Source organism: Acetobacterium sp., from assembly GCF_041752335.1.
Taxonomy (GTDB): Bacteria; Bacillota; Clostridia; order Eubacteriales; family Eubacteriaceae; genus Acetobacterium.
Window position 1 is genome coordinate 1 of the sequence record NZ_JBGSHG010000005.1, and the last position, 6,841, is coordinate 6,841.

Here is a 6,841-nt window from a genome sequence, read left to right on the forward strand (position 1 = left end):
CTACGTATTAGTAGACTTCAAAGCTGAGAACTCAGTACTTGATGCATTAGATCATTTATACAAAATTAACGAACAGTTTATTCGAAGCATCGTTATTAAAAAAGAGAAATAGGGGGCAGTTCTGTGAATAAAGTAATTTTACTAGGAAGATTAACCCGAGATCCTGAGATGAAAAATACCACCACAGGTAAAGCAGTCACTAGATTTAGCCTTGCGGTAGATCGACGCTTTAAAAATAAAGACGGTCAAAAAGAAGCCGACTTTTTTAACATTGTGGTCTGGGGAAAACAGGCGGAATTTGCAGCCCAATATCTGACTAAAGGAAGCCAAATCAGTTTATCTGGAAGACTAGAATCAAGAAGTTACGACGCACAGGATGGTCAACGACGTTATATCACAGAAGTTGTTGCCGACGAAATTAATTTTGTTTCTTCAGGACAGAAAAATTCCACAGCCGGATATCAACAAGCTTCAGCGCCACAATCAAATAATAATAACAATATGTCAGTAATGGGATTAGATGAAGATTTTCATCTGATGGCCGATGATGACGATATACCTTTTTAAGATAGGAGGAAAATACAATGCCAAAACCATTTAAAAAGCGAAGAAAAGTTTGTGAGTTCTGCGAACGAAAAGTAGAAAATGTTGATTATAAAGATGTAATCACGCTGAAGAAATTCGTTTCCGAACGCGGGAAAATTCTACCAAGACGAGCCACCGGCACCTGTGCTAAACATCAGAGAAAGGTAACTGAAGCGATTAAACGTGCGCGAAACGTTGCTCTTTTACCATATAGCTCAAATAACTAAAAATTGCAAAGCTGCTTGTTTCAGGAAGGACCTGAAGTGAGCAGCTTTTTCTATGTCAGGAATAATTTGATGGTGCTGGCGTTTTCACAAAATCCGTCAAATCATAACCGTAAAGCGGGGATGCGTTTAGCAGCAAAATTAAGGATACGGCAAACAAAAATAATGGGCATTTTCTTTTATTGTGATATAATGGTTCAGTAACTTTTTACGCATAAATAAACTGCGTATGGGAACAGTTAAGTTGCCAATATGGAGGATCAATGAAAACACGTGGAATAACAGAAGGTGCGATGTTTTGTGCACTGGGAGTAATTCTTACCTTAGTTAGTTATTATCTGCCTTTCTTTGTACTATTGGTATTTTTTATACCGGTACCGATGGTTGTTCTGGGGAAGCGCCAGGGACTGAAAGTGAGTATTCTTTCCAGCATTGCGGCCACGATTCTGATCGGCCTGTTTTTAGGACCGCTCAATGCGATTTCCTTTGGGGCGCTGATGCTCTTTGTCGGATGCAGTCTGGGTTTTGCCTATAATCGGGATTTAACAGCGGTCAAAAAAGTTGTAATTGGGATTCTTGGTTTTGCGATTCTGCTGGTCGCTGTGGTGGCCAGTTATGAATTGGTGATGGGAGTCGGTTTTACCAATCTGCTGTTTCAAACCCTTACGCAGAGCACCAGTGAGGTAATGGCATTTTATGAAACGGCCAATATTATGGATGCTGAACAATTGACAATTGCGAAAACAGCCATGGAAAAAAATATCGAGATGATGAAGCTGGCACTGCCCAGTGCATTTTTGTTGCTACCCGTTATCTTTGGGATCGTAAATGTTATTGTTTCGGACATGATTCTAAAACGCATCGGGTATCAGGTAAAAACTTTTAAACCCCTCAGTCAATGGGAAATGCCGGTAACTCTTAAATATTTTTTGATGGTGCTGTTGCTTGGTGACTTTATGATCAGTATGTTCCAGGTATCCACCATACCCCAGGTATACATAGTGACAGTGATGAATTTTGTTAACATTATTTTCTTTGTCATGGGACTGTCGCTGATACTTAATTATATGGAATATAAAGAGCTGACCAATAAAGGCTTAAAAGTATTAGTCGTTCTTCTGGGGTTTTTACTCAGCTCGATCGTAACCATTGTCGGGGTAGCTGATACTTACATTGGAATTCGCCGAATATTTCGAAGGGAGTCCCAGATAAAATGAAAGAGTCAAAAAAAGATGTTGTCCGGTTCGCCATCGCGGCACAGTTGATTGTTTCGATGGCACTTGGTTTTTATAATATCTTCTTAGGAATTGCCGGGGTTGTGGTTTTTATGATCCTGATTGTTTACTACACCAAAAATACCAGCATTGACGAGATTAAAATCGACAAGGCCATCGACGAAATATACGGCGATCTGGACAAAATCAATCAGGAGCGGATGTATGAAATGCCCATCGCCATGGCCATTGTCGATAATGAGGGAATGATTTACTGGTATAATCAGGCCTTCGGAAAGGCTTTTAAAAAAGAAAAAGAAGGCTTATTCAAAAAGTGTATCATTGATGAGTTGGATTTTAATCTGGGGGAAGCGATTAAGGCCGATGAATTCACCTTCCATCACGAAGAACGGGATTATGGGGTGGTTACCAATGCCTTTTCTGACAAGGTTCATAGTTTTGAGCTGTTGCATTTTTTTGATGTCACCGAGCAAAGTAAGCAGCGGCAGCTATATCGGAAAAATTCGCCGCTGTTTTGCTATATCGTCATCGATAATTACGATGATATTATCGAGCAAATTCCCAGCCATAAGCGCTCGGCGATTCTCGGCAAGGTTGACCTGAAGCTGAATGAATGGGCTAAACAGCTGGGTAGCGTCATTATTGAATACGAAAGTGACCGCTATTTGATGATTTTTGAACGGGGAAAAATCTGTGCTCTGCAAAAAGAAAATTTTAAAATACTGGATGAGGTCCGGGAAATTGAAAATGACGAAAAAGTTCCCATTACCCTCAGTATTGGCATTGGTATCTCAGAGAGTATTTTGGGGATTATTGAATCCCAGGAATTATCGCATTCAGCCCTGGATATTGCTCTGGCCCGGGGAGGCGATCAGGCGGTGGTTCGTCAGGATGAAAAAATGTCCTTTTATGGCGGCAAAACCGAAGCTACCGAAAAGCGAACCAAGGTCAAGGCCCGGGTTAAGGCCTATGGTCTGAAAGAGCTGATTAAAGAATCGGATCACGTCCTGCTGATGGGTCATCAGAACCCCGATATGGATTGCCTGGGCTCGGCGGTAGGGCTATTGGGGGCGATTAAAGCGCTTGGTAAAGAAGGAAAAATCGTGATTCGGGAGATTAACTATTCGATTAAATCGCTTTTTGACTATCTGCTCGAGAATGAAGCCTATCAGGATGCTTTTATTACCCCCAAGGAAGCTGAAAGCTATGCCACTAAAAATACCCTGCTAATCATCGTCGATACCCAGACGGTGAATTATCTGGAAATGCCATCGCTGGTGGATCAGATCCCTAAAATTGTTGTCATTGATCATCATCGGCGCTCCGGAAAGGCCATTAAGGAAACCCTGCTGACCTATACCGAAACCTATGCCTCGTCTACCTGCGAGCTCGTTACCGAGCTGCTCCAGTATTTTGATGAGAAAAATCAGCTCACTGTCATTGAGGCCAACGCCCTGATGGCAGGGATCTGTATGGATACCAAGATGTTTACCCTGAAAACCGGGGTGCGAACCTTTGAAGCGGCCTCTTATTTAAAGCGAAAGGGTGCCGATACCTTAGTCAGCAAAATTCTGCTGCAGGATGACCTTAATACCTATACCGCCAAATCGGATGCAGTCAAGAATGCTAAAATATATTTTGATAACATTGCCATCTCAACCTTTGAGAACAACACCGATTATGGTAAGGTTATTGCCGCCCAGGCCGCCGATGAACTGCTGAACATCAAAGGGATTGTGGCCTCATTTATCATTCTGAAAAATGACGAGGGTCTGGCTATCAGTGCCCGTTCGATGGGTGAAGTCAATGTTCAGGTAATCTTGGAAACACTCGGCGGAGGCGGCCATTTGGCCATTGCCGGAGCGCAATTCCCGGGAGAAAAAAATCTCGAAACCGGAAAAGAGCTGTTGCTCACCGCTATTAATAAATATAAGAAGGAGAATGGATCATGAAAGTAGTTTTATTAGAAAATGTAAAAAATGTTGGAAATAAAGGTGAAATTGTTGAAGTTAAAGATGGTTTCGGCCGAAACTTCCTGATTAAAACCGGCAAGGGTGTCATCGGCAATAAAGAAAATATTGCCATGGCCGAACAAACCAAGGCTGATGAGGCGAATAAAGTCGAAACAGAGCGTCAGGCAGCGGTTGAGCTGGCAAAAACAATCGATGAAACAGAAATCACCATTACCGAACGAGCCGGGGAAGACGGCAAGCTATTCGGATCAGTAACCAGCAAAGATATCACCGAAGCCCTGGAAAAACAAAAAGGCATCAAGGTCGATAAACGCAAGGTTGAGCTGGAAATGCCGCTGCGAAATATTGGTCGGGCTGAGGTTAAGATTAAAACCTATCAGGGTGTGATTGGAAAACTGACCGTGATCATCAAAGGCGAAGCCTAGGAGACCAAGTGGTGATGAATTCCAAAGTCCCCCCGCATAATATCGAAGCGGAGCAGTCTGTTTTAGGCGCGATCCTGATGGATGAGTCAAATATTGCCCGGGCTGAAGAACTGTTATCGCCCCATGATTTTTATCGGGGTGCCCATAAAGAAATTTACGAATCGATGTTGGATCTTCACAATGAAAGAAAACCGATCGATACCGTCACCCTGATCAACGCGCTCAGAAATCGCGGGGTGCTGGAAAAAATCGGCGGAATTGGCTATCTCAGCGAGCTAATTGAGATGGTACCGATCAACCGGAATTACCTGGAATACTGCCAGATCGTTCATGAGAAGGCGGTGATTCGCAATCTTATCCATACGGCGACCCAGATTCTCGAAGACAGCTATGGCCAGTATGACAATATTGGGGATGTGATCGATCGCGCTGAACAGGAAATCTTCAAGGTTTCCCAGGGCCGGCGAACCGGCGATTTTCAGAGTATTCAAGAAACCCTGAGCACCACCCTGGCTCAGATTGAAGCCATTGAAAGTAAAAAAGGCAAGCTCACCGGTATCGAAACCGGTTTTACCGAGCTCAACCATATTACCTCCGGCTTGCAGCCATCCGATCTGATTATTGTGGCCGCCCGGCCATCGATGGGAAAAACCGCCTTTGCCTTGAATATCGCGCAAAATGCGGCCATCAAAGATAACCGTTCGGTGGCGATTTTCAGTTTGGAAATGTCGAAGGAACAGCTGGTGCAGCGAATGCTTTGCGCGGCCTCATTGGTCGACAGTAATAACGTCAGAACCGGTAACCTCAGCAAGGAAGACTGGGAGCGGATGGTCGTTGGTTACAATACCCTCTACGGCGCCAGCATTTTTATTGATGATACCCCGGGGATCACGGTTTCTGAAGTCCGCTCCAAATGTCGGCGGCTAAAAACTGAAAAAGCCCTGGATCTGATTGTGATTGACTACCTGCAATTGATGAGTGGCGGTAGCCGCAGCGAAAACCGGCAAAATGAAATTTCTGAAATGTCCCGCGGTCTGAAAGCTCTGGCCCGGGAAATGGAAGCCCCGGTCATTGCCTTATCCCAGCTCAGCCGTGCCCCGGATGCCCGAACGGATCATCATCCGGTGATGTCGGATTTACGTGAGTCCGGTTCGATCGAGCAGGATGCCGATGTGATTATGCTGTTGTACCGGGAATTTTATTACGATAAAAACCCGGAATTAAAAAACTTATCGGAATTAATCATTGCCAAGCAACGTAACGGGCCAACCGGAACCGTTCGCCTGGCATGGATTCCCGAATATACAAAATTCAACGATCTGGCGGTCGGTTATAATGAAGATGACTACGGGCCGGATGCGTTTGCATAAAGGAAGAACAAAATGAAATATGATGTGATAATCATCGGAGCCGGCCCAGGCGGTATTTTTGCCGCCATGGAACTGGCTAAAAAGAATAAAGAAATTAAGATCCTGATGCTGGAAAAGGGCAATTCGATTGAAAAGCGGATCTGTCCCAAACGTCAGACCAATGTCTGTATTGGCTGTAAACCCTGTAATATTACCACCGGTTTTGCCGGAGCCGGAGCCTATTCTGATGGCAAGCTGTCGCTTTCACCAGATGTCGGTGGCGAATTGCCAGAATATATCGGCTATAACACCACCGTCGATCTGATTAAATATGTCGATGACCTCTACATTGAATTTGGCGCCGACAAACGGGTTCATGGCCTGGATAATCCTGACAAGATCCGCGATATCCGTACTAAGGCGATCCAGAGCAATCTGAAACTGATTGAATGTCCGGTGCGTCATATGGGCACCGAGGTGGGTTATACTATCTATCAGCGGATTCAGAACTACTTGATCAACGATCTGGGCATCGATATTAAATTCCGGACCCCGGTGCAAAGTCTGGTGGTCGAGGATGATGCCGTCGTCGGCGTGGTCGCTAAGGGTGAAACCTATCGGGCTGACAAGGTGCTGGTGGCTGTGGGCCGGGATGGCTCGGAATGGTTTACCAGTATGTGCGAAGCATACAAGGTTGAAACCAAGGTCGGAAAAATCGATATCGGGATTCGCCTGGAAACCCGCAACGAGGTCATGCAGGAAATCAATGATGCCCTTTACGAAGGCAAACTGGTCTATTATACTCCCACCTTTGATGATAGTGTCCGGACCTTCTGTTCCAACCCCGGGGGCGTCGTGTCGACCGAATATTATGATAACCAACTGGCGGTGGTCAATGGCCACAGCTACAAGTCGGATAGTTTAAAAACCCATAATACCAATTTTGCGCTGCTGGTCTCCAAAAGCTTTACCGAACCCTTTAAAGAAGCGGTCGCCTATGGCAAGCACATTGCCGGATTGGGAAATATGCTGACTGGCAACAAGATCATG

General features: G+C 44.7%; 7 protein-coding genes. All 7 read left to right on the plus strand.

Annotation, left to right across the window (positions count from 1 at the left end; genetic code table 11):
• Positions 1 to 123: 123 nt before the first annotated feature.
• Positions 124 to 567, plus strand: coding sequence for a single-stranded DNA-binding protein (locus ACEW8F_RS01105; protein WP_373481628.1), 444 nt, complete (start codon positions 124 to 126; stop codon positions 565 to 567).
• A 17-nt stretch (positions 568 to 584) separates the two neighbouring features.
• A complete protein-coding gene (gene rpsR / locus ACEW8F_RS01110) occupies positions 585 to 812 on the plus strand; it encodes a 30S ribosomal protein S18 (protein WP_026394929.1) in 228 nt (75 codons plus the stop codon).
• 260 nt (positions 813 to 1,072) lie between these two features.
• On the plus strand, positions 1,073 to 2,026 hold the full coding sequence (locus ACEW8F_RS01115; RefSeq protein ID WP_373481629.1) for a YybS family protein: 954 nt from the start codon (positions 1,073 to 1,075) through the stop codon (positions 2,024 to 2,026).
• On the plus strand, positions 2,023 to 3,996 hold the full coding sequence (locus ACEW8F_RS01120) for a DHH family phosphoesterase (RefSeq protein ID WP_373481630.1): 1,974 nt from the start codon (positions 2,023 to 2,025) through the stop codon (positions 3,994 to 3,996). The genes ACEW8F_RS01115 and ACEW8F_RS01120 overlap by 4 nt, the downstream gene beginning before the upstream one ends.
• Entirely contained in the window at positions 3,993 to 4,442 is a 450-nt protein-coding gene (gene rplI, locus ACEW8F_RS01125; RefSeq protein WP_373481631.1) for a 50S ribosomal protein L9, read from the plus strand. Before ACEW8F_RS01120 ends, rplI begins: the two co-directional genes overlap by 4 nt.
• Positions 4,443 to 4,456: 14 nt before the next feature.
• Positions 4,457 to 5,812 (plus strand): replicative DNA helicase, encoded by a 1,356-nt coding sequence (gene dnaB, locus ACEW8F_RS01130; RefSeq protein ID WP_373481632.1) that lies wholly within the window; start codon positions 4,457 to 4,459, stop codon positions 5,810 to 5,812.
• Positions 5,813 to 5,824: 12 nt separating this feature from the next.
• On the plus strand, positions 5,825 to 6,841 hold a 1,017-nt coding region (locus ACEW8F_RS01135; protein ID WP_373481633.1), incomplete at its 3' end, for an NAD(P)/FAD-dependent oxidoreductase.

Bases quoted from the DNA above. Each gene is read 5' to 3' on its own strand.
- rpsR (WP_026394929.1), top strand. From the start codon at position 585: ATGCCAAAACCATTTAAAAAGCGAAGAAAAGTTTGTGAGTTCTGCGAA.
- ACEW8F_RS01115 (WP_373481629.1), top strand. From the start codon at position 1,073: ATGAAAACACGTGGAATAACAGAAGGTGCGATGTTTTGTGCACTGGGA.
- ACEW8F_RS01120 (WP_373481630.1), top strand. From the start codon at position 2,023: ATGAAAGAGTCAAAAAAAGATGTTGTCCGGTTCGCCATCGCGGCACAG.
- rplI (WP_373481631.1), top strand. From the start codon at position 3,993: ATGAAAGTAGTTTTATTAGAAAATGTAAAAAATGTTGGAAATAAAGGT.
- dnaB (WP_373481632.1), top strand. From the start codon at position 4,457: ATGAATTCCAAAGTCCCCCCGCATAATATCGAAGCGGAGCAGTCTGTT.